22 protein-coding genes are annotated in these 26,229 nt (G+C 67.6%); 9 read left to right on the top strand and 13 right to left on the bottom strand.

All coding sequences use genetic code 11. The features are described from left to right. Position 1: 1 nt before the first annotated feature. The 11 genes from nuoK to ACFYO1_RS15690 form a co-directional block, all read right to left on the bottom strand. Positions 2–301, bottom strand: coding sequence for an NADH-quinone oxidoreductase subunit NuoK (gene nuoK, locus ACFYO1_RS15740; RefSeq protein WP_040735043.1), 300 nt, complete (start codon positions 299–301; stop codon positions 2–4). Beyond that, positions 298–1,140: an NADH-quinone oxidoreductase subunit J gene (locus tag ACFYO1_RS15735; protein WP_387231048.1), complete on the bottom strand. Its 843-nt coding sequence runs from the start codon at positions 1,138–1,140 to the stop codon at positions 298–300. The genes nuoK and ACFYO1_RS15735 overlap by 4 nt, the downstream gene beginning before the upstream one ends. Beyond that, positions 1,137–2,972: an NADH-quinone oxidoreductase subunit NuoH gene (gene nuoH, locus ACFYO1_RS15730; RefSeq protein ID WP_387231047.1), complete on the bottom strand. Its 1,836-nt coding sequence runs from the start codon at positions 2,970–2,972 to the stop codon at positions 1,137–1,139. Before nuoH ends, ACFYO1_RS15735 begins: the two co-directional genes overlap by 4 nt. Beyond that, the gene (locus ACFYO1_RS15725; RefSeq protein ID WP_387231046.1) at positions 2,965–5,448 is read right to left on the bottom strand and encodes an NADH-quinone oxidoreductase subunit G; all 2,484 of its coding nucleotides are present in this window, start codon (positions 5,446–5,448) and stop codon (positions 2,965–2,967) included. The genes nuoH and ACFYO1_RS15725 overlap by 8 nt, the downstream gene beginning before the upstream one ends. Further along, a complete protein-coding gene (gene nuoF, locus ACFYO1_RS15720; RefSeq protein ID WP_387231045.1) occupies positions 5,445–6,794 on the bottom strand; it encodes an NADH-quinone oxidoreductase subunit NuoF in 1,350 nt (449 codons plus the stop codon). The genes ACFYO1_RS15725 and nuoF overlap by 4 nt, the downstream gene beginning before the upstream one ends. Further along, positions 6,791–7,507: an NADH-quinone oxidoreductase subunit NuoE gene (gene nuoE, locus ACFYO1_RS15715; protein ID WP_387231044.1), complete on the bottom strand. Its 717-nt coding sequence runs from the start codon at positions 7,505–7,507 to the stop codon at positions 6,791–6,793. The genes nuoF and nuoE overlap by 4 nt, the downstream gene beginning before the upstream one ends. Positions 7,508–7,535: 28 nt before the next feature. Then, a complete protein-coding gene (locus ACFYO1_RS15710) occupies positions 7,536–8,870 on the bottom strand; it encodes an NADH-quinone oxidoreductase subunit D (protein WP_387231887.1) in 1,335 nt (444 codons plus the stop codon). A gap of 53 nt (positions 8,871–8,923) precedes the next feature. After that, positions 8,924–9,700: an NADH-quinone oxidoreductase subunit C gene (locus ACFYO1_RS15705; protein WP_387231043.1), complete on the bottom strand. Its 777-nt coding sequence runs from the start codon at positions 9,698–9,700 to the stop codon at positions 8,924–8,926. Then, complete coding sequence (locus ACFYO1_RS15700; protein ID WP_364733399.1) at positions 9,697–10,251, bottom strand: NADH-quinone oxidoreductase subunit B family protein; 555 nt, start codon at positions 10,249–10,251, stop codon at positions 9,697–9,699. The genes ACFYO1_RS15705 and ACFYO1_RS15700 overlap by 4 nt, the downstream gene beginning before the upstream one ends. Positions 10,252–10,301: 50 nt before the next feature. After that, positions 10,302–10,670: an NADH-quinone oxidoreductase subunit A gene (locus ACFYO1_RS15695; RefSeq protein WP_378726665.1), complete on the bottom strand. Its 369-nt coding sequence runs from the start codon at positions 10,668–10,670 to the stop codon at positions 10,302–10,304. A gap of 549 nt (positions 10,671–11,219) precedes the next feature. Beyond that, positions 11,220–11,630: a hypothetical protein gene (locus ACFYO1_RS15690; RefSeq protein ID WP_378726659.1), complete on the bottom strand. Its 411-nt coding sequence runs from the start codon at positions 11,628–11,630 to the stop codon at positions 11,220–11,222. A gap of 149 nt (positions 11,631–11,779) precedes the next feature. Here ACFYO1_RS15690 and ACFYO1_RS15685 point away from each other — a divergent pair, with 149 nt between their 5' ends. From ACFYO1_RS15685 to ACFYO1_RS15665, 5 genes are all read left to right on the top strand, one after another. Next, positions 11,780–13,321 (top strand): hypothetical protein, encoded by a 1,542-nt coding sequence (locus tag ACFYO1_RS15685; RefSeq protein WP_387231042.1) that lies wholly within the window; start codon positions 11,780–11,782, stop codon positions 13,319–13,321. A 4-nt stretch (positions 13,322–13,325) separates the two neighbouring features. Further along, positions 13,326–13,769, top strand: a complete 444-nt coding sequence (locus tag ACFYO1_RS15680) for a hypothetical protein (RefSeq protein WP_387231041.1) — start codon at positions 13,326–13,328, stop codon at positions 13,767–13,769. Then, positions 13,766–16,768 carry an FHA domain-containing protein gene (locus ACFYO1_RS15675; RefSeq protein WP_387231040.1) on the top strand — a complete coding sequence of 1,001 codons (3,003 nt, stop codon included), beginning with the start codon at positions 13,766–13,768 and terminating at the stop codon, positions 16,766–16,768. Before ACFYO1_RS15680 ends, ACFYO1_RS15675 begins: the two co-directional genes overlap by 4 nt. 703 nt (positions 16,769–17,471) lie before the next feature. Further along, positions 17,472–18,512: a chitinase gene (locus ACFYO1_RS15670; RefSeq protein WP_387231039.1), complete on the top strand. Its 1,041-nt coding sequence runs from the start codon at positions 17,472–17,474 to the stop codon at positions 18,510–18,512. Positions 18,513–18,742: 230 nt separating this feature from the next. Continuing rightward, positions 18,743–19,285: a hypothetical protein gene (locus tag ACFYO1_RS15665; RefSeq protein WP_387231038.1), complete on the top strand. Its 543-nt coding sequence runs from the start codon at positions 18,743–18,745 to the stop codon at positions 19,283–19,285. A gap of 691 nt (positions 19,286–19,976) precedes the next feature. Here the strand turns inward: ACFYO1_RS15665 and ACFYO1_RS15660 are convergent. Continuing rightward, entirely contained in the window at positions 19,977–20,834 is an 858-nt protein-coding gene (locus ACFYO1_RS15660) for a class I SAM-dependent methyltransferase (RefSeq protein ID WP_387231037.1), read from the bottom strand. Between the two features lie 97 nt (positions 20,835–20,931). Next, positions 20,932–21,807 carry a LysR family transcriptional regulator gene (locus ACFYO1_RS15655; protein WP_387231036.1) on the bottom strand — a complete coding sequence of 292 codons (876 nt, stop codon included), beginning with the start codon at positions 21,805–21,807 and terminating at the stop codon, positions 20,932–20,934. A gap of 378 nt (positions 21,808–22,185) precedes the next feature. On the opposite strand from ACFYO1_RS15655, the gene ACFYO1_RS15650 reads away from it, so the two are divergent. From ACFYO1_RS15650 to ACFYO1_RS15635, 4 genes are read left to right on the top strand one after another with little or no spacing between them, the layout of a single operon-like run. After that, a complete protein-coding gene (locus ACFYO1_RS15650) occupies positions 22,186–23,628 on the top strand; it encodes a form I ribulose bisphosphate carboxylase large subunit (RefSeq protein ID WP_387231035.1) in 1,443 nt (480 codons plus the stop codon). A 20-nt stretch (positions 23,629–23,648) separates the two neighbouring features. After that, positions 23,649–24,071, top strand: coding sequence for a ribulose bisphosphate carboxylase small subunit (locus tag ACFYO1_RS15645; protein ID WP_387231034.1), 423 nt, complete (start codon positions 23,649–23,651; stop codon positions 24,069–24,071). Then, positions 24,061–25,065: an AAA family ATPase gene (locus ACFYO1_RS15640; protein WP_387231033.1), complete on the top strand. Its 1,005-nt coding sequence runs from the start codon at positions 24,061–24,063 to the stop codon at positions 25,063–25,065. The genes ACFYO1_RS15645 and ACFYO1_RS15640 overlap by 11 nt, the downstream gene beginning before the upstream one ends. Before the next feature lie 16 nt (positions 25,066–25,081). Beyond that, positions 25,082–26,227 (top strand): class 1 fructose-bisphosphatase, encoded by a 1,146-nt coding sequence (locus ACFYO1_RS15635; RefSeq protein WP_387231032.1) that lies wholly within the window; start codon positions 25,082–25,084, stop codon positions 26,225–26,227. Positions 26,228–26,229 lie beyond the last annotated feature (2 nt).

The following is a 26,229-nucleotide window of genomic DNA, read 5'->3' as shown; positions in this document are numbered from 1 at the left end:
GTCAGAACTTCAGCAGGTTGGCGTCGTCGACCGAGGTCGAGCGGCGGGCGCGGAAGATGGTCATGATGATGGCCAGGCCGACCACGACCTCGGCCGCGGCGACCACCATGGTGAAGAACGCGAACACCTGGCCGTCCAGGTTCGAGTGCAGCCGGGCGAAGGTGACGAACGCGAGGTTCACCGCGTTGAGCATCAGCTCGATGCACATGAACACCACGATGGCGTTGCGCCGCAGCAGCACCCCGGCCGCGCCGATGGTGAACAGCAGGGCGGACAGGAACAGATAGTTCTGGGGATTCACCGCGTGCCTTCCTCGTCGCTCTGGTTCTGGTTCGCGGCCGCGCCGACGGGCTCCGGATCCGGTGCCGCTACCGAGATGACGGCCGCCTCCGTGAGCGCCCGGGTGCGGCGGTGCCGCAGGATGGTGCTGACCGAGAGTTCCTCGAAGGAGCCGTCGGGCAGCCTGGCCGGAATGTCGACCGCGTTGTGCCTGGCGTAGACGCCGGGGGTGGGCAGCGGGGTGGCCCGGTGGCCCGCCTCGCGGAACCGCCGCACCGACATCTCCCGCTGGCCCATCCGCGGACCGAACTGCTCGCGGTGCGCGAGCACCATCGCGCCGATGGTCGCGGTGATGAGCAGCGCGCCGGTGAGCTCGAACGCCCACACGTAGCGGACGAAGATCAGCTCGGCGAGCTCGCCGATCACGTCGCGCCCGGCGAAACCCTTGGCCGGGAATGTGATTCCGGATTCCCGGATGCCGCGGGCGATGCCGCTGATCAGCAGCAGGCCGAAGCCGAGACCGACCGCCGCCGCGGCGAGCCGTTGCCCGCGCAGGTTCTCCTTCAGCGATTCGGCCGAATCGACGCCGACCAGCATGAGTACGAACAGGAACAGCATCATGACCGCGCCGGTGTAGACGACGATCTGCACGACGCCGAGGAACAGCGCGTCCTGGGCCATGTAGAACACCGCGAGGATGATCATGGTGGCGGCCAGGCAGATCGCGGAATGCACCGCCTTGCGGGCGAATACCATGCCGAGCGCGCCCGCCGTGGCTACCGGCGCGAGCACCCAGAAGTTCACCGCTTCGCCGGTGCCGGTCCGGGTGAGCGGTTCGGCGGCGAGGATAAGTTCGTTCACCGCACGCCTCCTTCCACGCCCGCGACCGCGGGTTCTTTCGGACTGTCCGGCGCGCCGTTTCCGGTGCCGCCGTCGGGTTCCCGGATGCTGCCGAGCACGTTGCCGAGGTAGTAGTCGCTCTCGTCGGTGCCGGGCTGCATGGCGTGCGGCGGTGCGACCATGCCGGGCTGCAGCGGGGCGAGCAGCCGGTCCTTCTCGTAGATGAGACCGGCGCGGTTGTCGTCGGTCATCTCGTAGTCATTGGTCATGGTCAGCGCCCGGGTCGGGCACGCCTCGATGCACAGGCCGCAGCCGATGCAGCGCAGGTAGTTGATCTGATAGACCTGCCCGTACCGTTCACCCGGCGAAAAGCGTTGGGTCTCGGTGTTGTCCGCGCCTTCGACATAGATGGCGTCGGCGGGGCAGGCCCAGGCGCACAGCTCGCAGCCGATGCACTTCTCCAGGCCGTCGGGGTAGCGGTTGAGCTGATGCCGCCCGTGGTAGCGCGGGGCGGTCGGCACCTTCTGCTCCGGATAGAACTCGGTGTTCGGCTTCTTGAACATGGTCGCCGCGGTGACCGCGAAACCGGCCAGCGGATCGAACAGACCCGACTTGGCTACCGGGCGAGCGTGTTCGGGCAGTGGCGGGGTCGGGAAGCCCAGGAAGACCGCTCCGTCCGTACTCGGTGCCGCGGGTTCCGGCTCGGCCGGCGGTGCGGCGCCACCTCGGCGGCCCGCCCGCAGGAACACCCCGATCATCAGCGCGGAGATCACCAGCCCGCCGATGACCAGCAGCGGGGTCTGCACGTGATAGCCCTCGGCCTGCAGCACCCTGGCGCCGCCGACCAGCATGACCCACAGCAGCGAGGTCGGGATCAGCAGCTTCCAGCCCAGGTTCATGAACTGGTCGTAGCGCAGGCGCGGCAGCGTGCCGCGCAGCCAGATGAACACGAACAGGAACGTGCACACCTTGGCGGTGAACCACAGCACCGGCCACCAGTTCTGGTTGGCGCCCGCCCACAGGCTCAACGGCCACGGCGCGTGCCAGCCACCCAGGAACAGGGTGGTGGCCAGCGCGGAAACCGTTGCCATGTTGATGTATTCGGCCATCATGAACATGGCGAACTTGAGCGAGGAGTACTCGGTGTGGAAGCCGCCGACCAGCTCGCCCTCGGCCTCGGGGAGGTCGAACGGCGCGCGGTTGGTCTCCCCGACCATGGACACGCAGTAGATGAGGAACGAGGGCAGCAGCAGGAAGACGTACCAGGTGTCGTGCTGGGCGGACACGATGCCCGAGGTGGACATGGTGCCGCCGAGCAGGAACACGGTGGCGAAGCACAGCGCCATCGCGATCTCGTAGGAGATCACCTGCGCGGTCGAGCGCAGCCCGCCGAGCAGCGGGTAGGTCGAGCCGGACGACCAACCGGCCAGCACGATGCCGTACACGCCGATCGAGGTGATGGCGAGGATGTAGAGCACCGCGACCGGCATGTCGGTCAGTTGCAGCGCGGTGTGGTGGCCGAAGACCGAGACCTCGGGGCCGAACGGGATCACCGCGAACGCCATCACGGCCGGGATCAGCGAGATGATCGGCGCCATGATGAAGATCGGCTTGTCCACGATGGCCGGGACGATGTCTTCCTTGAGCGCCATCTTGACGCCGTCGGCGATGCTCTGCAGCATGCCGAACGGGCCGATCCGGTTCGGGCCGATCCGCATCTGCATGCGGGCCACGATCTTTCGTTCCGCGACCACCGCGATCATCGGGATGAGCAGCAGGAAGACGAAGATGGCGAGGGATTTCCCGATCACCAGCCACAGGGGATCGTGGCCGAACAAACTGAGGTCACTCATGCCTGTGCTCCTTCATCCGCTCGTCGGCGCGCCGCAGTTGCACGATGCCGCCGGGGTGGGTGGCCAACTGTTCGGCGATCGAGCTGCCCGGCGAGTGCTGCGGCAGCCAGACCACCCGGTCGGGCAGGTCGGTGATCATCAGCGGCAACGTGACGGTGCCGTGTTCGCTGGCGACGGTCACCAGATCGTCGGTGGCAGCGCCGATTTCGGCGGCGGTCGCGGGGGAGAGCCGGACGACCGGCGGGCGGGCGATGCCGGCCAGGTTGGGCTCGCCGTCCTGCAGGCGGCCCAGGTCGAGCAGCATCCGCCAGCTGGCCAGCACCGCGGTGCCGGGTCCGGGCTGGGTCGGCGGGTGCGGCCGGTGCGCGGGCGGGGCGACGGGCGCACCGTCCCAGGCGCCGAGCTCGGCCAGTTCGGCGCGCGCCGCGTCGGTGTCCGGCAGGCCGAGCCGGACCTTCATCTCGTCCGCGATCGCTTGCAGCACACGCTGATCCGACAGCGGGGCGGACTGCCGGCGCACCATGTCGTCGCCCAGCGCGGCCGCGAACTGGCGCGCCCGGCCCTCCCAGTTGCGGAAGGTGCCGGACTTCTCCATCGCGGTGGCGACCGGGAAGACGACGTCGGCGCGTTCGGTGACCGCGCTGTGCCGCTGTTCCAGGCTGACCACGAACCGGGCGGCGTCGATGGCGGCGAGCGCGCCCTTCGGGTCCGGCAGGTCGGCGACGTCGACGCCGCCGATCACCAGCGCACCGAGACCGGGCGCGGCATCCAGGATGGCCGCGGTGTCGCGGCCCGCGGTGACCGGCAGGTCCGGCACATTCCAGGCCTCCCGAACCTGCTGGCGCGCAGCGGGATCCGCGACCGGACGACCGCCGGGCAGCAGGCCCGGCAGCGCGCCGGCCTCGACCGCGCCCCGCTCACCGGCCCGCCGCGGCACCCACGCGAGCGCGGCCCCGGTCTCGTCGGCCAGCCGCACCGCGGCCGAGAGCGCGCCGGGAATTCCGGCCATCCGCTCGCCGACCATGATCACCGCGCCGGGTTCGCGCAGCAGCCGGCTCACATCGGAGATCTGCGTGGGATCGGCTCCCGGCGTTGCGGTTTCGCCGTTGCGCACCGCGTCGAGCAGGTGTGGTTCGGTGCCGGGCATCGTCTGCATCAGCTTGCCCGACATCCGGTCCAGTCCGCGCGAGGAGTACGGCGCGAGCGAGTAGATCGGCAGGCGGCGCTTGCGGGCGGCCTTGCGCAGCCGCAGGTAGACGATCGGCGACTCTTCCTCCGGCTCGAAGCCGACGAGCAGGACGATCGGCGCGGCCTCCAGGTTGTCGTAGCTGACCGCCATGCCCTGCCCGGCGACCCGCGCGGCGAGGAAGTCCGCCTCCTCCGCCGAGTGCACCCGCGCGCGGAAGTCGACGTCGTTGGTGCCCAACGCGATCCGGGCGAACTTGGCGTAGGTGTAGGCGTCCTCCTCGGTGACTCGGCCGCCGACGAGAACCCCCGCGCTGCCGAACGCGGCGGCCAGCCCTTCCGCGGCCGCGGCGAGTGCCTCCGACCAGGAGGCGGGCGCGAGGTTGCCGTCCCAGCCGCGCACCAGCGGCGTGCTGAGCCGGTCGCGTTCGGTGGCGTAGGCGAACGCCCAGCGCCCCTTGTCGCAGTTCCATTCCTCGTTGACCTGCGGGTCGTCACCGGCCAACCGGCGCAGCACCTTGCCGCGGCGGTGATCGGTGCGCTGCGCACAGCCGGACGCGCAGTGCTCACACACATTCGGGCTCGACACCAGGTCGAACGGCCGCGCGCGGAACCGGTAGCTGGTGCCGGTCAGCGCGCCCACCGGGCAGACCTGCACGGTGTTACCGGAGAAGTAGGAATCCAGCGGTTCGGCCTGCGCCGTACCGACCTGTTGCAGCGCACCGCGTTCCAGCAGCTCGATGAACGGGTCGCCGGCGACCTGCTGGGAGAACCGGGTGCAGCGCGCGCACAGCACGCAGCGTTCCCGGTCCAGCAGCACCGCGGTGGACAGCGGAATCGGCTTGGGATACGTGCGCTTCTCGCCCTCGAACCGGGACTCGGCGCGTCCGGTGGACATCGCCTGGTTCTGCAACGGGCATTCCCCGCCCTTGTCACAGACGGGGCAGTCGAGCGGGTGATTGATGAGCAGCAGCTCCATCACGCCCTCCTGCGCCTTGTCCGCCACCGGGGAGGTGAGCTGGGTGCGCACGACCATGCCGTCGGTGACGGTGATGGTGCAGGAGGCGACCGGCTTGCGCTGTCCCTCGACCTCGACGATGCACTGACGGCACGCGCCGACCGGGTCGAGCAGCGGGTGATCGCAGAAGCGCGGGATCTGGATGCCGATGAGCTCGGCGGCCCGGATGACCAGGGTGCCCGCGGGCACGCTGACCGTGGTGTCGTCGATCGTGACGGTCACCAGATCCGCGGGCACGACCCCGCTGGTGTCGGCGTTCACGGTGGCGGTCATCGCACTCCTTCCGTATCGCGCGAATGCGGCTCTGCCCCAACGCCGTTCGCCCACGCGGTGGACCGCGCCGGATCGAACGGGCACCGGCCGCCGGTGATGTGTTCGACGTACTCGTCGCGGAAGTACTTCAGCGAGGAGATGATCGGGCTGGCCGCGCCGTCGCCGAGCGCGCAGAACGACTTGCCGTTGATCGTGTCGCTGATATCGAGCAGCTTGTCCAGGTCGGACTCGGTGCCCCGGCCGGACTCGAGCCGTTGCAGCAACTGGACGAGCCAGTACGTGCCCTCGCGACACGGGGTGCATTTGCCGCAGGACTCGTGCATGTAGAACTCGGTCCAGCGCAGCACCGCGCGCACCACACACGTGGTGTCGTCGAAGATCTGCAAGGCCTTGGTGCCCAGCATGGATCCGGCCGTCGCGACGCCCTCGTAGTCCAGCGGCACGTCCAGGTGCTTGTCGGTGAACAGCGGGGTGGACGAACCACCGGGCGTCCAGAACTTCACCGTGTGCCCGGTGCGCACGCCGCCGGCGTAGCCGAGCAGTTCGCGCAGGGTGACCCCGAGCGGCGCCTCGTACTGGCCGGGCCGGTTCACGTGACCCGACAGCGAGTACAGGGTGAAGCCGGGGGACTTCTCGCTGCCCATCGAGCGGAACCAGGCGGTGCCGTTGAGGATGATCGGCGGCACGCTGGCAATGGATTCCACGTTGTTCACCACGGTCGGGCACGCGTAGAGACCCGCGACCGCCGGGAACGGCGGGCGCAACCGCGGCTGCCCGCGCCGGCCCTCAAGCGAATCGAGCAGTGCGGTTTCCTCGCCGCAGATGTAGGCGCCCGCACCGGCGTGCACGATGAGTTCGAGGTCGTATCCGGAGCCGAGGATGTCGCGGCCCAGGAACCGCGCCGCGTAGGCCTGCGCGACCGCCGCTTGCAGCCGGCGCAGCACCGGCACCACTTCGCCGCGCACGTAGATGAACGCGTGCGCGGCGCGGATGGCGTAGGAGCCGATGATGATGCCCTCGATCAACGCGTGCGGGCTCGACAGCATCAACGGAATGTCTTTGCAGGTACCGGGTTCGGACTCGTCGGCGTTGACCACCAGGTAATGCGGCTTGCTCACGCCGTCTGGTCCGGCGCCCTGCGGGATGAAGCTCCATTTCATGCCGGTCGGGAAGCCCGCGCCGCCGCGGCCGCGCAGGCCCGCGTCCTTGACGGCCTGGATGACCTGGTCCGGCTCCATCGCCAGCGCCTTGCGCAGCGCCTGGTAGCCGTCGTGGCGGCGGTAGGTGTCCATCGTCCACGACTGCGGGTCGTCCCAGTAGGTACTGAGCACGGGGGTCAGCGTCATTCGGCGGCCTCCGAATCCTGTTGCGGCCCGGGCGCGTTCATGTTCTGTTCGCGCGCGGCGTGCAGTCCGGCCAGGGTGGCCGGGCCCGCCGGGTGGTCGAGTACGCCGGGGCGCTCGTCGGGGAAACCGGCCAGGATGCGCGCGGTCTGCTTGAACGTGCACAGCGGCGCGCCCCGGGTCGGCGTCACCTGCTGACCTGCGCGCAGCGAATCCACCAGGGCCTGAGCCGATTCCGGGGTCTGGTTGTCGAAGAACTCCCAGTTGACCATCACCACCGGCGCGAAATCGCAGGCCGCGTTGCACTCGACGTGTTCCAGGGTGATCTTGCCGTCGGCGGTGGTGTCGCCGTGGCCGATGCCGAGGTGGCGTTCCAGCGTGGCGAGGATGGCGTCGCCGCCCATCACCGCGCACAGCGTGTTGGTGCACACGCCGACGTGGTAGTCGCCGGTCGGGGTGCGCCGGTACATGGAGTAGAACGTGGCCACCGCGGTGACCTCGGCACCGGTCAAACCCAGCTGATCGGCGCAGAAGTCGATGCCGGTGCCGGTGACGCAGCCCTCTTCGGCCTGCACCAGATGCAGTAGCGGCAGCAACGCCGACCGCGGTTCCGGGTAACGGCCGATGATCTCCTTGGCGTCCAGTTCGAGGCGCTCGCGCACGAACGGCTGGAACGGTTCGGGCCGGGTGCTGAGTTTCAGCATGATCTCGGTCATCGGCGCGCCTCCCAATCGGTATCCGTGCTCACCTGTCCACTCCGCCCATGACCGGGTCGATGCTGGCGACCGCGGCGATGACGTCGGCGACCATGCCGCCCTCGCAGGTCGCCGCCACCGCTTGCAGATTGGTGAACGAGGGGTCGCGGTAGTGCACCCGGTACGGGCGGGTGCCGCCGTCGCTGACCATGTGCACGCCCAGCTCGCCGCGCGGCGACTCGACCGCGGAGTACACCTGGCCCGCGGGCACCCGAATGCCCTCGGTGACCAGCTTGAAGTGGTGGATGAGGCCCTCCATGGACGTGCCCATGATCTTGCCGATGTGCTTGGGGGAGTTGCCGAGTCCGTCCGGGCCGATCTGCAGGTCGGCGGGCCAGGCGATCTTCTTGTCGTCGACCATCACCGGGCCGGGGCGCAGTTTGTCCAGGCACTGCTCGACGATCTTGAGCGATTCCTTCATCTCGTCCACCCGGATCACGTAGCGGCCGTAGCAGTCACAGCCCGTGGTGGTGGGGATGTCGAATTCGTAGGTCTCGTAACCGCAGTACGGCTGGGCCTTGCGCAGGTCGTGCGGCAGGCCGGTGGCGCGCAGCACCGGACCGGTGACCCCGAGGGCCATGCAGCCCTGCAGGTTCAGGTAGCCGATGTCCTGGGTGCGGGCCTTCCAGATCGGGTTCGAGGTGAGCAGCTGCTCCATGTCCCGCAGCCGCTTGGGCATCAGGGCAAGCAGCTCACGGACTTTCGCGACGCCGTCGTCGGGCAGGTCCTGGGCCAGGCCGCCCGGGCGGATGTAGGCGTGGTTCATCCGCAGGCCGGTGATCGTCTCGAACACGTCCAGGATCAGTTCGCGTTCGCGGAAACCGAACAGCATCGGGGTGAGCGCGCCGAGTTCCATGCCGCCGGTGGCCAGCGCCACCAGGTGCGAGGAGATCCGGTTCAGCTCCATGAGCATGACCCGGATGATGCTGGCCCGCTCCGGGATCGCCTCGGTGATGTCGAGCAGCTTCTCCACGCCGAGGCAGTACGCCGTCTCGTTGAAGAACGGCGACAGGTAGTCCATCCGGGTGACGAAGGTGACGCCCTGGGTCCAGTTGCGGAACTCCAGGTTCTTCTCGATGCCGGTGTGCAGGTAGCCGATTCCGCAGCGCGCCTCGGTGACCGTCTCGCCCTCGATCTCCAGGATCAGCCGCAGCACGCCGTGCGTGGACGGGTGCTGGGGACCCATGTTGACGACGATGCGTTCCTCGCCGGCGCCGCGCAGCGAATCGGAGACTTCTTCCCAGTCCTGGCCTGCGACGGTGACAACAGTGGGTTCCGGCCCAGCGTCGCCTTCGACGTCGGGCCGGGTATCGGTCTCGTTCAGCCCACCCGTCGCCCGACCGCCACCCCTCACGGAATCGCTTCGCGATGTAGTCATTAGTTGTAAGCCCTCCGCTCGTCAGGCGGCGGTATCCGCGCGCCCTTGTACTCGACCGGGATCCCGCCGAGCGGGTAGTCCTTGCGCTGGGGGTGGCCGCGCCAGTCGTCGGGCATCAGGATTCGAGTGAGCGAGGGGTGCCCGTCGAAGATGATGCCGAAGAAGTCGTAGGTTTCCCGCTCGTGCCAGTCGGTGGTCGGGTACACCTCGTACAGTGACGGAATGTGCGGGTCGGCGTCGGGCGCGGACACCTCGACACGCAGCCTGCGATTGTGCGTGATCGACATGAGCGGGTACACCGCGTGCAGTTCGCGACCCGCGTCCTCGGGGTAGTGCACGCCGCTCACGCCCAGGCACAGCTCGAAACGCAGTGCGGGATGGTCACGCAACACCTGCGCGAGCGCGACCAGGTGCTCGCGGTGCGCGTGCAGGGTGAGTTCGCCGCGGAACACGACGATCTTCTCCAGCACGGTCTCGAGCCGGCTGCCCGTCTCGGCGAGCGCGGTGCGCAGCGCGTCGACGAGCTCGTCGAAGTAGCCGCCGTAGGGTGCCGGCGTGCTGCCGGGCAGGCTGACCGGGCGGACCAGTCCGCCGTAGCCGGAGGTGTCGCCGGAGCCGGTGACGCCGAACATGCCGTGCCGCACGCCGATCACCTCGGCGCCGGCGGTCTGCGGCTCGTCCGCGCCGGGCAGGGTGCCTTCCGGTCCGGCCGTCGCGGCGGCGTCGATTTCGTCGTGCGCGGTGGCGGTGCTGTTGTCGGAGGAATCGAACGTCATCGCAGCAGACCCTCCATCCGGATGGTCGGGGTCGAGGCCAGCGCCGCCGCTTCCGCGGCCCGGATGGCCTCTTCCCGGTTGACGCCGAGTGGCATCTCCTGAATCTTGGCGTGCAGTGCCAGAATCGCGTTCAACAGCATCTCCGGCCGCGGCGGGCAGCCGGGCAGGTAGATGTCGACCGGCACGACGTGGTCGACGCCCTGCACGATGGCGTAGTTGTTGAACATGCCGCCCGAGGACGCGCACACGCCCATGGCGAGCACCCATTTCGGCTCGGTCATCTGGTCGTAGACCTGACGCAGCACCGGGGCCATCTTCTGGCTGACCCGGCCCGCGACGATCATCAGATCGGCCTGTCGCGGCGAGGCGCGGAACGCCTCCATGCCGAACCGGGCGATGTCGAAACGTCCACCGCCCGTTGCCATCATCTCGATGGCGCAGCAGGCGAGGCCGAAGGTGGCGGGCCACAACGAACCCTTGCGCATGAACCCGGCGAAGTCCTCGACGGTGCTCAGCAGGAAACCGCTGGGCAGTTTTTCCTCTAACCCCATATCCGACTAACCTTCACTTCCACTCGTCGCCCGAACACGTTGCGCGGCAATCAGTCCCAACTGAGCCCACCGCGTCGCCATTCGTAGGCGTAGGCCACGGAGACGTTGAAGATGAACAGCGCCATCGCGGCGAGACCGAAGAGACCGAGCGCATCGAAGTGGACTGCCCACGGGTAGAGGAACACGATCTCGATGTCGAAGATGATGAACAGCATCGCGGTGAGGTAGTACTTCACCGGAAAGCGTTGGCCGGTCACGTTTCCCGGGCCGCCGGCGATGGCGTGCGGTGTCGGTTCGATACCGCATTCGTATGCCTCGAGCTTGGCTCGGTTGTTGCGTTTCGGCCCGACCAGGGCCGCCATGATGACGGAGAACACCGCGAACGCCGCGGCGATCGCGCCTAAGACCAGAGTGGGCATCTCGATATTCACGACTGCGCTCTCCCTTTGATCTGCGCAAGCCCCTCCTTGCGAGCTGGAGCCTGCGGGTGGGTCGTCCGTTGCCGGACAGCAGCTTCCGAGGCGGGCTGACGTCGTTGTCCGCCTCGGCCAGACACGCCCCATGGCCTGCTCGACGCGAGTAGGGCTGCTACCCGCGCTGGTGTGAGCTAGGGCACAGCCTACAACTGATCGCTCTGAGTGCTACACGTTTGGCTGCTGCGTTTGATCGAATTCGCGACGCCGATTCATGACTGAAACGGGGGTAATCCGGGGTCTTGTCACGTGACGTTGGCTGACCGGTCAGTCTGTGCTGCGGAAATACCGGCCTTGCTGTGCTTTTCGGGTCGTCATCGTGGCGTTCGCCGGGCTCGGGTCGGGACTTCGAACGGCTAACTCACGGCTTCCGCCCGGATCGACCCCGGGTCGGTGCGGTGGGTTTGTCCGGATTCGCGGCAGTGCCGCACGTGCAGGTCAGGCGTACCAGATTGATGCGCACTCGGCATAACCGAGTGAGTGAAACCGGACTTTTCAGGCTGCCGAACGGTTGCGCAGCAGCCCGACGACTGCCTCGGTGAGCCGGATCGGATCGATCGGATGCGACACCGCCGCCTCCGCGCGCGACCAGTTGGCCAGCCAGGCGTCGTCGGGACGTCCGGTGAGCACGAGCACCGGTGGGCAGTGCGCGATTTCGTCCTTGAGTTGCTTGGCGATGCCGAGCCCGCCGGTCGGCGCCGACTCCCCGTCGAGGATGACCAGGTCGATGCCGCCCGCGTCCATCCGCTCGATCACCACGGGGCCGGTGGCCACCTCGAGGTAGTCGAGTTCGGGTAGTTCGGGGTGCGGGTGTTTGCCCAGGGCCAGGATCACCTGGCGCCGGGTATCGGCGTCGTTGCTGTACACGAGGACCCGCAGAGGGGTGGAACGAATCGAGTCGGCCACCAGCGCATGCTACTTCCGCGAGGGGCCGGCGCGTGGCAGGTTGGGCCAGATCGATCTCCGCGCGTCGCGCACCGCGCGTCACCGGGAGTGCTTGGCGCCGAAGGAAGATCGCAAGTTATCCGTAAGAATGGGCCGGTAGAGTCCCGGAAATGCGGGGCGATCTAACCCAGGCGCTCGTCGATACCGACGTGTGGACCGATGACATGCTGAACAGCACCGGGATTCCGGTGATCGATGTGCCGTTCGTGACGATCGGCAGCGGGATCGGGTCGTTCGTCACCTATGACACGCTACGGATCTTCGGGGTGCCCGCCCAGTCGATGGCGGTGCTCGGGCCCCAGGAACACCCGTGGTCGTCCTACGAGTACCTGACCCGAGTGTCGCAGATTCCGCGCGGCGAGCGGTTGCGCAGCGACTCGGCGTCCGAGCCGGACAACATGTGGGGCTTTCCCTCCTACGCGGTGCGCGAAGCGTTCGCGGACAAGTCGATCAAACCGCTGTGGAATGTGTTCGTGGAGCCGATCTTCGCCAACTACTACACGCCGCGGGCCGGGCAGGCGTTCGTCGGGATGGAACGCGAGTTCAAGCGGATCGACTACGCGAGTTCGTTGCATCGCGGGCAGGTACGCATGGTGCGCAAACGCCAAGGCGGCGGGTACTTCACCATCCTCACGCCGGCCGCCGGGTCGACGCCGACCAAGCGGGTCGCGTTCCGCAGCACGTATGTGCATGTGGCCGTGGGATATCCGGGGTTGAAGCTGCTGCCCGATCTGCAGGAGTATCGGGAGACCCATCGCGATCCGACGCGGGTGGTGAACGCGTACGAGCCGCACGAGCACGTCTATCAGGCGTTGCAGCGGCGGCCGGGGACGGTGCTGATCCGCGGGAGCGGGATCGTGGCGAGCCGGGTGTTGCAGCGGCTCATCGACGATCGGGACCGGTTGCGGTTGAACACGCAGATCCTGCATCTGTTCCGCACCTATGTCGCCAAGGCGCACGGCAAGAATGTGTTCAACCGGCGCAAGGGGGCCGACGGCTGGGCGTATCAAGGCTTCAACTATCCGAAGTCGGTGTGGGGCGGGCAGCTCAAGCAGAAGATGCGTTCGCTGCAAGGTGCGCAGCGGGCCGAGGCGTACAAGGAGATCTCCGGGACCAACACGCCGATCCGGTACTCCTGGCAGGAGCAGCTGCGGCGCGGGCGCAAGCAGGGGTGGTATCAAGTGATGGCCGGGACGATGCGGGCGCCGCGGCCCGCCGCGGGGCGACAAGGCGTGGTGGCCACCATCATTCCGGACACCAGTGCGGAACTGCCGACTCCGCCGCCCACCCAGCCGTTCGACACGACCGTGGATTACATCATCGACTGCACCGGTCTCGAGGCCGACATCCGGGAGCACCGGCTGCTCGCGGATCTGCTGGATCACGCTGGGGCCGGGCGTAATCCGGTCGGCCGGCTCGATGTCGACACCACCTTCGAACTGATCGGCACCCGGAGTGGCACCGGACGCATCTACGCATCCGGTAGCGCTACGCTCGGCGGGCCGTTCGTCGGCGTCGACACCTTCCTCGGGTTGCAGATCGCCGCGCAGGAGATCGCCGACGACCTTGCCGCGCTGGGTTTCTGCCGCCGGATGGGCCCGCTGCGCTCGACGAGCCAGTGGTGGTCCTGGATGACGAACAAGAAGATCTGAGCTGATGCTGCCAACATTGAACGGGCGAATCCAGACCCGTGTGCTCGCGCTGGGCGTGATCGGGTGCTTCGTCGCGCTGATCATCACCCCGCTGCTGCCCACCGGATCGCTGAGTCTCGGGCAGGCCTACCGGGTGACGCTGTCGGTCCTGCTCGGCACAGTTCTGGTCGGGGTGCTGTGGGAGTTGCTTTACCATTTCTTACAACAGTTCCGCTGGGAAAAGGATTGGCCGACTCTGTTCGGCTTCCTGACCATGGTCAACGAGGGGGCGCTCATGTGGGTGCTCGTCCGGTACACGACCGTCGTGTTGCCCGAGTCGTTGCATCCCTCGCTGACCGCGTTCCTGATCCAGTTCATCGTCACCTGGATCGTGTTCTGGCTCATCGTCAACGGTCCCATGCGGGTTGTGTTCCATAGGTGGCGTTTCCAAGGTGGCAGGTTCGTGTGAGTAGGCAGATCGAGGTTCTTCCCGGTGCGCACCTGGTGGCGAGCGCCGGCGGGGTGGTTGTGGTCGTCGCGCATCGGAGCGGCGGGGTGGTGACCGCGGATTCGGTGGCGGCGCGGGCGATGACGGCGTTGCTGGGGATCGTGCGGCAGGCCACGTCCAATGAGCCGCGGCGCAGCGGGCGGACGGTGGCGCGGCTGGCGACCAACTGGTTGATGGGGTTGGCCAACGGGGATGCGGACGAGGTCGAGTTCGGGGTGATCACGCCGGGGGACGGTGGGATCGCGGTGTTCTTGCATGGTGGGGTGACGGCTGTGCTGAGCGGGGAGCGGTCGGAGGTGCTGCGGGGGCGTGAGGCGGGGTTCACGGTTGATCGGGTGGTGACGCCCGCGCCGGCGGCGGGGGCCGGGTTGTTCGTGGACGAGGCGGGGGAATGGGGCGAGACGCTTCCTGCGCGTGGGGTTTTCGCGTTGGGTGAGGGGACCGCGCCGGGGGCCGGGGCGGTGTTGTGGTTCGGGGGTGGAGAGGGGCTTCGCGGGGTTGCGCCGCGAGCACCGGAGTCACCCTCGGTGTTCGAGTCGCGGCAGGCGTCCGAGTCGCAGCAGGTGCACGGATCGCAAGCGCCGCGAGCGTACGGAACACAACACTCATCCGAATCCCAGCCTGCGCTCGAGTCGCCGGGCAACGAGCCGCGGAACCCGTTCGCCGTGCCCCGTTCATCGGAGTCTTGGGCATTCGAAGCGCACCATGCGGAGCAGCCGCAGGCGTACGAATCGCAGCTAGCCGCAGAACTACAGCAGGGATACGGAACGGAACACCCGTCGGAATCCCAGTACGCGGAGCCGCACAGTCCGAGCGCAGCGCCGCGCTCCCCGGAGTCGCACCGGGCGGATGAAGCGAAACAGGCATCGGGCTCCCCGCAAATGTTCGAGTCGCCGGATACCGCGGAGCCGCACAAGCCGCTCGAATCACGGCGTACCGCTGAGCCGGCTGAGGCATACGAGTCGCCGTACGCACCGGAACCGCACCGGGGATACGACGCACGGCATGCGCCGGACCCACATCGGCCGCACGAGGTGCAACGCGCGCCGGAATCGCAGGAGCCCTACGAATCCCCTTACGCGTCAGGACCACAACGGGCATACGAGCCGCACGCTGCCGAGGAACCCCAGTGGGGCCCGGACCTGTGGAAGCGCGACGAGTCGATGGATCAGGCGACCGAGAACTACCGCACCTCCCCACTGTCCCGGGACGCCGAAGCATTCGACCCATTCGGGCCTGAGCCCTCGCGCTACCCGAGCGTCTCGACCCACCTCCCCGGCGGCCCCGCGAACGCGCCGCGCTTCCCGGACGCGGCCATACCTCCGACCGGCGAGCCACCGAACGAGGGGCCGGGACCGACGAGCGGCACCCCGCCGCGTCCCCACCACCCGGCGAAAGCCGAACAGTCTAACGAGGATTCACCACAGCGCCCCGGTGTGGTGGGCTCAATGCATTCCGCGTCGCCACGCTCGGCGGCCCTGCCGCACACCGAGGACCCGGCCGCGCAAGCGAATTCCGTGTTGTCGCAAGACGATTCGTCGCACATCAGCGGCCTGCCGCAGCGTTCACCCGGCTCAGGTACCAAGTCGTCGAGCGAGGAACCGTCATTCGGCGTGGCGTCGCATTCGTCCAGCGCGAGCGCCGGCTGGTCCGAGGACGCTTCGGGGCCAATGCGTGTCGCGCCATCACAGTCGCCGGACTCCGACGATCCCGCGAATGCCGACTGGCCGACCGAAGCTTCGACACCATTCCACCGGGACTCCGGTTTACCGGCGGACTCAGCGGCCGTCAGCGGGACGCCCCGGCGCTCCTACGGCGCGAGCGCCGAATTGTCCGACGAGGACTCGTCAGCCATCAGCGGGACGCCGCACCATTCCTATGGCCCTGCCGAGCAGTCGCACGATGATTCGTCCGCCATCGATGGGACGCCGCGGCGTCCCTACGGCGCAGATGCCTGGCAGAGCGGGGACTCGCAGCGCGCGGGCAGCGCACCGCATTCGTCCGGCGTCGATGGCGAGTGGCCGGAGGAAGCTTCGGGGCCGATGCGTGTGACGCCACCGCACGTGGCCTTGCCATCTAGGTCGCACGACTCGGCGACGCCGGCGAATGATGAACGGCTCGATGAGGATTCGGCGCTCGGCGGGTCGCAGCCGCGTTCTCATGGAGCGGGGTCCGGGCAGTCGAGTGCGGGGTCGGCATCGATCGGCGGCACGCCGCGTTCGCACGGCGCGAGCATGGGGTGGCAGAGCGCTGAGTCGCCTGCGGTGAGCTCACCGCAGGGCGTGAGCTCGCCGAACCTGCGTAAGGGGGGCGGTGCGGGGGAGTCGGAAGGCGTCGCGCACAGCGGCGAACAGCCGGGGGTCGCGCGACCTGATCAGGTGCCGGTCGAGGCTCCTGTCCGCAACGTCGATCTCGAAGAGACCCTGGTTCCCGATGAGACGATGGTGTCGCGCGTCCTCGAGCACATCGGTGTGCCCGAGTCGCCGGGGGTGGTGGTCAAGGGATTCAAGTGCGCCCGTGACCATCTCAACGACCCGCGGGTGTCCTTCTGCGCAGTCTGTGGCATCCGGATGGATCAGCTCACCTGCGTGCTGACCGACGGTGTGCGCCCGCCCCTGGGTCTGCTGCTCCTCGACGACGGCACCTCCTTCGTCCTCGACAACGACTGCGTCCTCGGCCGCGAACCCGAACACGCGGACGCCGTCTCCCGCGGCGCCCGCCCCGTCCGCCTGGAAGACGCGTCCGGCGGAATGTCGCGCGCCCACGCCGAGATTCGCCTCATCGACTGGGATGTCACCGTGGTCGACGGCGGCTCCACCAACGGCACCCACGTCCGCCAACCCGCCCACCAGGACTGGACCCGCGCCATCCCCGGCCACCCCGTCAAACTCACCCCCGGCGCCCAAGTCCAACTCGGCGGCCGAGTAGTCACCTTCGACTCCCAACACGGCCAGCTGTGAACGCGACTCCATCGTCAACGGACATCCCGGCATCGCCCACTTGGTGTCCAGAAACGCACTGACACAACGACGTACGGGGTTGGAGAACGAGATCTACGCACCGGTAACCGAGCGCGGGCCATTATCGCCGGTCGAGACCCTGGCTCGGGGCCCCATTGCCGCACCGGGGCACGACCGCAGGCGGTTGGACGCGGCGAGCACCACGACCTCGAACTCTGCCTCCAGGATCCGCGTCTGGAATCAGGCCGAGATCGGTCGTGGAACCCGCGAGTGGGTGCGGATTTCGACGCTTACTGGGCATCGCGTCGGAACAGTCGGCGTCTGGGCACGGCAATACACTCCGTGCGCTGCCGAATGGAACCGGGGCCTGCTCCGATACCATGATCAGGGGGAACTGGTGCAGGCATCGCCCGAGAGGACACCTGCACCAGTTCCCCCTGATCATGAAATTCCTCGAATCGGAGGCGGGCGTACCCATTTCGGGGGAGCTGCTCTTAATCGGCAAGCGCGGCGAATTCTCCCTTTGCGGGTATCTGAGTAGGTATTCAGCGCGCATTCGAGTTTCGGGGGAATTCCGCGGGGCGGTGGCTCCCCAGTTGTCGCCATTGGAGTTGATCATTCCGGGTGTGTTTCTACTTGGGTTATGAATTCCAGAAATGGCTCGCGTGGGGTCGGCCGCCGCTCGGCACTACTCCGATTCGCAATGGTTTTATCAGCGGCGATCGGCACGGCGGTGGTCGCGGTCGCTCCGGGCGTTTCCGCGGCACCGGCGGACGTCACCTGCCCCACCAAGCCGAAGCCGACCGGCAAAGTGCTGCAAGGGTATTGGGAGAACTGGAACGGCGCGTCCAACGGGGTACACCCGGGCATGGGCTGGATCCCGATCACCGACGCCCGCATCGCCGCGCACGGTCACAACGTGATCAACGCGGCGTTCCCGGTGATCGAGTCCAACGGAACCGCGCGCTGGGAAGACGGCATGGACGCCACAGTGAAGGTGGCGACGCCGGAGGAGATGTGCCAAGCCAAGGCCGCCGGGGCCACCATCCTGATGTCCATCGGCGGCGCCGCGGCGGGTATCGACCTCAATTCGAGCGCGGTCGCCGACCGGTTCATCGCGACGATCGTGCCGATTCTGAAGCGGTACAACTTCGACGGCATCGATATCGACCTGGAAACCGGCCTCACCGGTAGCGGCAACATCAAGACCTTGTCGGCCTCCCAGGCCAACCTGGTGCGCATCATCGACGGCGTGCTCGCCCAGATGCCCGCCGGCTTCGGCCTGACCATGGCGCCCGAAACCGCCTACGTCACCGGCGGCAGCGTCACCTACGGTTCGATCTGGGGCGCTTACCTGCCGATCATCAAGAAGTACGCCGACAACGGCCGCCTCTGGTGGCTGAACATGCAGTACTACAACGGCAGCATGTACGGCTGCGCCGGCGACTCGTACCAGGCCGGAACCGTTCAAGGTTTCATCGCCCAAACCGATTGCCTGGCAAAGGGACTCACCGTCCAGGGCACCACGATCACCGTTCCGTACGACAAGCAGGCTCCCGGCCTTCCCGCCCAGCCGGGCGCGGGCGGCGGCTACATGGCCCCGAACCTGGTCGCCCAGGCCTGGAACCATTACGGCACCGGCTCCGCCAACTCGCTCAAGGGCTTGATGACGTGGTCGATCAACTGGGACGGTTCGCGTAACTGGACCTTCGGCAACAACGTCAAGTCGCTCCAGGGGCGTTAGCCGGAATGGATACGGTCGGGAGCCGGAGTGTCGACGACCAGATCGAGGGCACACCGGTCTCCCTCGATGTCGCCACTCCGGCTTCCGAGCAGCTTCGTCGAATTGGTCAGCCTTCGAGGGGCACTCCGGTTCCCCTCGAAGTCGACCCGCCGGCTCGCAGACCGGCTCCCGAGCATCTTTGTCGAATTCGTCAGACCGCGAACGTCACCGGAACTACTACAATGCGTAGTGTGGCAACGGATATCGAGCCAATGCGCATGGGTTTGGGACGTCGTGGCGCGTGGGCCGCACTTCTCGCCGGAGTCGGCGCGCTGGGCGTGGTGGAATTCTCCGTCCTGCACCTGCTCGCCAACGGGCTCCTACCGTCCACCGTCGCCCTCGTCATCGACCTCGTTGTCGGAATCCCCACCGCCGCACTGATAGTCGCGGTCGCCTCCCCGCTGTGGAGCACCCACCGCCTCGACCGCACCGGCCTCCACCTCCGCTTCGGCTGGCTCGCAGCCATCGATATCCCGCTGAACCGAGTCGGCACGGCCGCCGCCTACCGCCCGCCCGTCCAGCACCCCGCTCAAACCGGCCTCGACTTCGACGAGAAGTCATCCACGTGGACCGCGATCCGCTCCCCATCCTCCGCCCTGGTCCGCATCGACCTCACCGACCCGATCCCCGCCCGCACCCAGGGCTGGCGCCGAGTGACCGCGCGATCAGTCGTGATCAGCGTCGACAAAGCCGAGGATTTCCGCACCGCCGTCGATTCCGCCCGCGCCGACTAGCGCGACACTCGCTGCCCTAGGCAGAAAACGGTGTAAGTCGACATCGAACGGGCCGCAGCGGGGGCGGTGGGGTCTGTCCAGATAACGGTGTAACTCGGGTTGATTGGGTTAACTCCGTTCGGCGGGCGTGAGGCTCCGACCGGGACATGGCGGTGGCGAAGTGCGAGTGGGCCTGCCTTCATGTCCCGTTCGGTGGATGAACGGGTGCCGACCGGGACTTGGCGGTGGCGAAGTGCGAGTGGGTCTGCCTTCATGTCCCGCTCGGTGGATGGATGTGTGCCGTACGGGACACGGCAGTGGCGAAGTGCGATTGGGCTGTCCGGATGTCCGTTCGGGGGATAGGTGGATGCCTAGCGGTGGCGAAGTACAGGTGGCGAGACTTCGTCTTCTATGCGATGCGATGCGAGGGCGGGCGGACAGTGTCGATGTTGGTGTGGGTGGAGTGGAGGCGAAAAGGAGCAACTGGCACGCGAGAGAAAAGCGTCCGCAGGATCTCCGCCACACGCAGCGGGTCGGCCAGCGGCCGATCGGCTTGCCACGCGACTATGGGCGACGTCCGAGACTTCGGAGGCCAAAACTCGTGATGCCTATATTCCCCTAAGATGGTGGGAGTCCGGTATATGACTCGGCTGCCAGGCTCGTGCCGATCGATGTATGCGATGGGTGGCGGCCGCCGCCCGGTGGTGCCCGCCTACTTCTGCTGGAAGCGGACCACTCCGGACCACGGCCGCCGCATGGGCTTGCGGAGATCTGGGGCGGGGAGGAGGCCGAGGGGGCGGAGGAACCACGGGGCGCGGCGGAGGGTGCGGGCGGCTTGGAGGAGTTCGTCGATTTCGGCGGGATGCCAGTCGAGGGATTCGAAGTAGGCGAGGCCGCCGGGCGGTTGGAATTTGAGCGGCGCGTTGTCGAGTAACGAATCGGAGCGCATCTTCAGCGGGCTCAGCAGAATGTCGGACACCCACCAGGCGACTTCCGGCCGGGCGAGGGCGTTCAGCAAGGCGGTGACGGTCTCCAGTTCCAGGTAGATCAGCAGCCCTTCGGTGAGGACCAGCGCTTTGGCGGCACGGGTGGTGACGGGCCCGATGGCGCCGAGGGCTTCGTCGAGGAACTTTTCCCGGGACTCGTGGTCGGAGAGGTCTACCGCGCGCCGGATGAGGGTGCAGTTCGGGGTTTCGCCGGCGAGCAAGGTTTCCTTCTCCGCCAAGAGTTCGGGGAGGTCGGCCTCGACCCAGACGAGATCGTCGGGGAGCGTCAGGCGGTAGGGGCGGGTGTCCAATCCGGCCGCCAGGTTGAGGATTCGGTCGCAGCCCGCGGCGATGGACCTGGTGATGAGGTCGTCGATGAGCGCGGTTCGGGCGATGACCGGCCAGCCGTTGCGGATGAGGCGGGGTGCGGCGTCGGCGATGGCGTAGCCCTGGGAACCGGCCAGGCGATCGGCGAGCGGGTCACGGAACAACGCGTCGGGGCGAGCGGTTTCGCGGGCACGGTAGGCGGCGACCCACCGTGCGGTATCGGACACGTTCGAGATGGGTGCTTGCCCGCCAGTCATGCGGCTCAGTGTGGCACAGCACCGACCGGTTGGGACTGTGGCCCACATCACGCCGTATTCGCTCAAATGTGTTGTACGGGTGCTGTTTCCGCTCGGGTCAGGCGGGATGGAATGCGTTGGGGCCGACCTCGCCGGGGTCCATGAGGTGGGCGAGGAACAGGCGGGTGGTGGGGGTGGGGGTGCGGGTGGTGATGGCGTGCCAGGGGCGGTCGAGCGGGGTGCCGGCGACCGGGAGTATCTGGAGGGCACCGGATTCCAGGTCGTTGGAGACGGCGTCGCTGTGGATCAGGGTGACACCCAGGCCTTCCCGGGCGGCGGCGAGGACCGCGCCGTGACTGCCGAGGGTGAGGGTGGGTGGGGCGATGTCGAGCTGGTCGAGCAGGGCGAGGGTGGCGTCGCGGGTGCCGGAGCCGCGCCCGCGCAGCAGCCAGGTGGTGTGCAGCGGGTCGGCGCGGTGGGCGGCGGCGCCGACGACGATGAGCCGGCTGGGGCGGCGGGCGCGGATGACCAGGCCGGTGTTGCGGGGCGGGCGGCCGGCGATGACGAGATCCGTTTCGTGGTGCTGCAATTCGAGGAACAGGACGTCGCGCGGGTGCACGGAGAGGCTGAGTTCGATGTCGGGGTAGCGGTTGCGGAACGAGGCGAGCGGGCGCAGCAGGACGAATTCGCCGGCGGTGGCGACCACGCCGATGCGTAGTCGCCCGGTTTCGGCCTGCTGGACGGCGGCGTGCGCCTCGTTCATCAGGCCGAGGATGCTGCGGCAGTATTCGGCGTAGACGCGGCCCGCCTCGGTGACCGCGATGCCGCGCCCGGATTTGGCGATGAGCTTGGCGCCGAGCTGTTTTTCGATGTGTGCGACGGCGGCGGAGACGGCGGCCTCGGTGATGTGCAGCTGGGTGGCGGCGCGGCGGATGCTGCCGAGGCGAGCGACCACCAGGAATGTTTCCATTCTGGCCGCACTGACCGCTCCCATGCGGTGACGGTAGCAAACCGTCGACGGTGACTCTGGTGCCAACGGAATTGACGGCTCCGCGGTTGCGGCGCACGGGCGGTGGGCTGTGGAAACATCGATGGTGTCGAGGTCAACCCGACAGCGGCGCGTGATCCCCCTTCCGCGCCGCGCACGAACACCCCGGGCCGGTGCGCGACCCGGGGTGTTCGCTGCGCTTCCGGAAGTTTTCCGTTGCCCGCGCAGTCTTTACCCTATTCGGGTCGACCGAAACCTGACTGTTTCGTTGAGTTTTCGCAGGAACAATCAAATTGTTTGTTGTCCGCGCTGCCGTCATCCTGGAATTCGTCAGGCGCACAACCGGTAACGGGTGTCCCCGCGGTACGACTGCCAGGAGGAACGATGGCCGAACAATCCGAGCGGGACCGGTGGGATCCGGGCGTTCAATCGTATGCGTCGATGGGATATTACGCGCCGGACTATCAGCCGTCGGACACCGACGTGCTCGCCGTTTTCCGGGTGACCCCGCAGCCGGGGGTGGATCCGATCGAGGCCGCCGCGGCGGTCGCGGGTGAATCATCAACGGCCACTTGGACAGTGGTGTGGACCGACCGGCTGACCGCGCACTCGAAGTATCAGGCCAAGTGTTATCGCGTCGACGAGGTGCCCGGCCGGCCGGGGGAGTACTTCGCCTATGTCGCTTACGATCTCGATCTTTTCGAGGAGGGTTCGATCACCAACCTGACCTCGTCGGTGATCGGCAATGTGTTCGGCTTCAAACCGCTGCTGGCGCTGCGCCTGGAGGACATGCGCATCCCGGTGGCGTATGTGAAGACCTTCCAGGGCCCGCCGCACGGCACGGTGATGGAACGCGAATATCTGAACAAATACGGCCGCCCGCTGCTCGGCGCGACGGTGAAGCCGAAACTCGGCCTGTCGGCGCGCAATTACGGCCGGGTGATCTACGAGGCCTGCAAGGGCGGTCTGGATTTCACCAAGGACGACGAGAACATCAACTCCCAGCCGTTCATGCGCTGGCGCGACCGGTATCTGTTCGCGATGGAGGGCGTGAACCGCGCCATGGCCGAAACCGGTGAGATCAAGGGCCACTATCTGAACGTCACCGCGGCCTCGATGGAGGACATGTACGAGCGGGCCGAGTTCGCCAAGGAACTGGGCAGCGTCGTGATCATGATCGACCTGACCGTCGGTTACACGGCGATGCAGTCGATGTCGCACTGGGCGCGCCGTAACGGACTGCTGCTGCACCTGCACCGCGCCGGGCATTCGACCTTCACCCGGCAGAAGACCCACGGGGTGAGCTTCCGGGTGCTGGCGAAGTGGTGCCGGTTGATCGGGGTCGATCATCTGCACGCGGGCACGGTGGTCGGCAAACTGGAGGGCGACCCGGCGACCACGCGCGGCTTCTATGACACGTTGCGGGAGAACCACATTCCGGCCAACGCGGGCAACGGGATCTTCTTCGATCAGGACTGGGCGAGCCTGCCCGGGGTGATGCCGGTGGCCTCCGGCGGCATCCACGCGGGCCAGATGCACCAGCTGCTCGACCTTTTCGCCGATGACGTGATCCTGCAGTTCGGCGGCGGCACCATCGGGCATCCGCTGGGCATCGCGGCCGGCGCCGAGGCGAACCGGGTGGCCCTGGAGGCGGTGGTCAAGGCGCGCAACGAGGGTCGCGATCTGATCAAGGAGGGCCCGGATGTGTTGCGCAAGGCGGCCGAGATCTGCCGTCCGCTCGAGGTCGCGCTGGCGACCTGGGGGGACGTCACCTTCGACTACACCTCCACCGACGCACCGGACGCGGTGCCGACGGCCACTCGCTGAAATATCGTGAAGGACAAGCCATGTACCTGCGTCACGGAACATTCTCGTATCTGCCGGAATTCACCGACGCGGAGATCGCCGCTCAGGTGCGCTACGCCCTGCTGAACAGCTGGCCGGTGTCGATCGAATACACCGACGACCCGCATCCGCGCAACGCCTACTGGGAGATGTGGGGCCTGCCGCTGTTCGATCTGGACGAGCCCGACGGCGTGCTCGCCGAGATCAACGCCTGCCGTGCGACTTTCCCGCGGCACTACGTGCGGGTGCTGGCCTATGACGCCCGCTTCGGCAGGCAGACCACGGCGCTGAGCTTTCTCGTGCAGCGTCCGGCCGACGAACCCGGTTTCGTGCTGACCCGTTCGGAAGGCCCGGATCGGCAGCAGAAGTACGGCCTGCACTCCTACGCCACCGACAACCGCAGAGGGCAGCGGTATGACGGCTGAGGCCAACGGCTTTCGGCTGCACCGGCCCGGGACCGGCGACGGCAGGCCGATCCAGGCCGGTGCCGCCGAGCCCGAGATCCTGGACGACGCTGCGGTGCTAGATCTTTCGACCGACATCGCGGGCAACGACGTCGAGGACACGTTGCGCAGGCTCGACGCCGAACTGGTCGGGCTGGCCAACGTCAAACGGCGGGTGCGGGAGATCGCGGCGCTGCTGCTGATCGACCGCGCCCGGCAGCGTTTCGGCCTCAGTTCTTCCCGGCCCACCATGCACATGAGCTTCACCGGCGGGCCGGGCACCGGAAAGACGACCGTCGCGCTGCGGATGGCGGAGATGCTGCACGCGCTGGGCTACATCCGGAAACCCAAGGTGCACACCGTCACCCGCGACGACCTGGTGGGCCAGTTCATCGGTCACACCGCGCCGAAGACCAAGGAGGCGCTGGCCAAGGCGGCCGGCGGGGTGCTGTTCATCGACGAGGCCTACTACCTGTTCCGTCCGGAGAACGAGCGCGACTACGGGCAGGAGGTCATCGAGATCCTGTTGCAGGAGATGGAAAGCGAACGCGCGAGCCTGGTGGTGATCTTCGCCGGCTATCCGGATCGGATGGAGCGGTTCTTCTCCGCGAACCCCGGTTTGTCCTCGCGGGTGGCCCATCATCTGGAGTTCGAGGACTACACCCGGGCCGAGCTGATGGGTATCGCCGAGCTCATGGTGGCGCGGGAGAACTTCCGCTTCGACGATCCCGCACACGCCGCGTTCGACGAGTACCTGGCCTTGCGGATGACAAAGCCCCGGTTCTCCAACGCGCGCAGTGTCCGTAATGCGCTGGACCGCTGCCGGTTACGGCAGGCCAAGCGGCTGGTCGAGCTGCACGAACCACTGACGAAGACCGATCTGATCACGCTGACCGACCGGGATGTCTACGGCAGCAGCGTGTTCACCGACAGCACCGAACCGCAGGACGGGCCGACCGCGCGGGCCCCAGCGTGACGAGATCGAGGCGCCCATGCCAGAGGGACTGAAGACGCTCACCCGGTACACGATCGAGCAGGAGCACCGCCATCCCGGCTCGTCCGGGGAGTTCTCCGCGCTGGTGAATGTCGTTGCCACCGCGACGAAGATCATTGCCAATCAGGTCACCAGGGGTGTGATCGCCGGGTCGCACCGGGGGATGGCCGAGGAAGTGGGCGGACACCGGGGGTTGGCCGGAGACGATGGGGTGGGTGGGCACGGCGCAGCCGAGCCAGACAATCTGCCGTCGACCGTGCATCGCAGGCTCGACGCCATCGCCAACGACGTCATGGTGTCGGAGACCCAGTGGACCGGGCATCTGGCCGCGCTATTGTCCGAGCAGATGCCGTCCATTCATCCGGTGCCCGATGCGCATCGGCGCGGCAAGTATCTGCTCGCCTTCGATCCGCTCGACGGTTCCTCCAATATCGACGTGAATCTGCCCGTCGGAACGATTTTCAGCGTGCTGCGGGCTGCGGAGCGGGAGAACGGCGCGCCCACTGCCGACGACTTCCTGCAACCTGGCGTGCGTCAGGTCTGCGCCGGGTTCACCCTGTACGGTCCGGCGACCATGCTGGTGATCACCACCGGCAGCGGCGTCGACGGGTTCACCCTCGACCGCGAGATCGGCGCGTTCGTGCTGACCCATCCGCGGATGCGGATCCCCGAGGACACCTCCGGGTTCGCCATCAACGCCGCCAACGAGCGGTTCTGGGAGCGGCCGGTGCGCCGCTACGTGCACGAGTGCCTCGACGGTGTGGAGGGGCCGCGCGGGCGCGATTTCAATATGCGCTGGGTGGCGTCGCTGGTCGCGGACACCTTCCACATTCTGACCAGGGGCGGGGTCTATCTGTATCCGCACGACAACCGGCCGCCGGTGCGCCCGGGGCGGGTGTCGCTGCTCTACGGGGCCAATCCGATCGCGTTCATCGTCGAGCAGGCCGGCGGGTGGGCCACCACCGGTGGCGAGCGGGTGCTGGAGGTGCCGCCGGAGCAGGTGCACCATCAGGTGCCGTTGATCTTCGGGTCGCGCAACGAGGTCGAGCGGATCGAGCGCTATCACAGCGAACCCGACGACGGGCATGTCTTCGACAGCTCGCTGTTCGGGTCGCGGTCGCTGTTCCGACCGGCGCCGCACTGAAA

It is taken from the genome of Nocardia sp. NPDC006044 (assembly GCF_042871115.1).
Taxonomy (GTDB): domain Bacteria; phylum Actinomycetota; class Actinomycetes; order Mycobacteriales; family Mycobacteriaceae; genus Nocardia.
The sequence above is the reverse complement of the archived record's forward strand: the minus strand, read 5'-3'. Positions and strand labels throughout refer to the sequence as shown.

Coding starts and splice junctions, on each gene's coding strand:
- nuoH (WP_387231047.1), bottom strand. CDS start 2,972: ATGAGTGACCTCAGTTTGTTCGGCCACGATCCCCTGTGGCTGGTGATC.
- ACFYO1_RS15725 (WP_387231046.1), bottom strand. CDS start 5,448: ATGACCGCCACCGTGAACGCCGACACCAGCGGGGTCGTGCCCGCGGAT.
- nuoF (WP_387231045.1), bottom strand. CDS start 6,794: ATGACGCTGACCCCCGTGCTCAGTACCTACTGGGACGACCCGCAGTCG.
- nuoE (WP_387231044.1), bottom strand. CDS start 7,507: ATGACCGAGATCATGCTGAAACTCAGCACCCGGCCCGAACCGTTCCAG.
- ACFYO1_RS15705 (WP_387231043.1), bottom strand. CDS start 9,700: ATGACGTTCGATTCCTCCGACAACAGCACCGCCACCGCGCACGACGAA.
- ACFYO1_RS15700 (WP_364733399.1), bottom strand. CDS start 10,251: ATGGGGTTAGAGGAAAAACTGCCCAGCGGTTTCCTGCTGAGCACCGTC.
- ACFYO1_RS15695 (WP_378726665.1), bottom strand. CDS start 10,670: ATGCCCACTCTGGTCTTAGGCGCGATCGCCGCGGCGTTCGCGGTGTTC.
- ACFYO1_RS15685 (WP_387231042.1), top strand. CDS start 11,780: ATGCGGGGCGATCTAACCCAGGCGCTCGTCGATACCGACGTGTGGACC.
- ACFYO1_RS15680 (WP_387231041.1), top strand. CDS start 13,326: ATGCTGCCAACATTGAACGGGCGAATCCAGACCCGTGTGCTCGCGCTG.
- ACFYO1_RS15670 (WP_387231039.1), top strand. CDS start 17,472: ATGGTTTTATCAGCGGCGATCGGCACGGCGGTGGTCGCGGTCGCTCCG.
- ACFYO1_RS15660 (WP_387231037.1), bottom strand. CDS start 20,834: ATGACTGGCGGGCAAGCACCCATCTCGAACGTGTCCGATACCGCACGG.
- ACFYO1_RS15655 (WP_387231036.1), bottom strand. CDS start 21,807: ATGGGAGCGGTCAGTGCGGCCAGAATGGAAACATTCCTGGTGGTCGCT.
- ACFYO1_RS15650 (WP_387231035.1), top strand. CDS start 22,186: ATGGCCGAACAATCCGAGCGGGACCGGTGGGATCCGGGCGTTCAATCG.
- ACFYO1_RS15645 (WP_387231034.1), top strand. CDS start 23,649: ATGTACCTGCGTCACGGAACATTCTCGTATCTGCCGGAATTCACCGAC.
- ACFYO1_RS15640 (WP_387231033.1), top strand. CDS start 24,061: ATGACGGCTGAGGCCAACGGCTTTCGGCTGCACCGGCCCGGGACCGGC.
- ACFYO1_RS15635 (WP_387231032.1), top strand. CDS start 25,082: ATGCCAGAGGGACTGAAGACGCTCACCCGGTACACGATCGAGCAGGAG.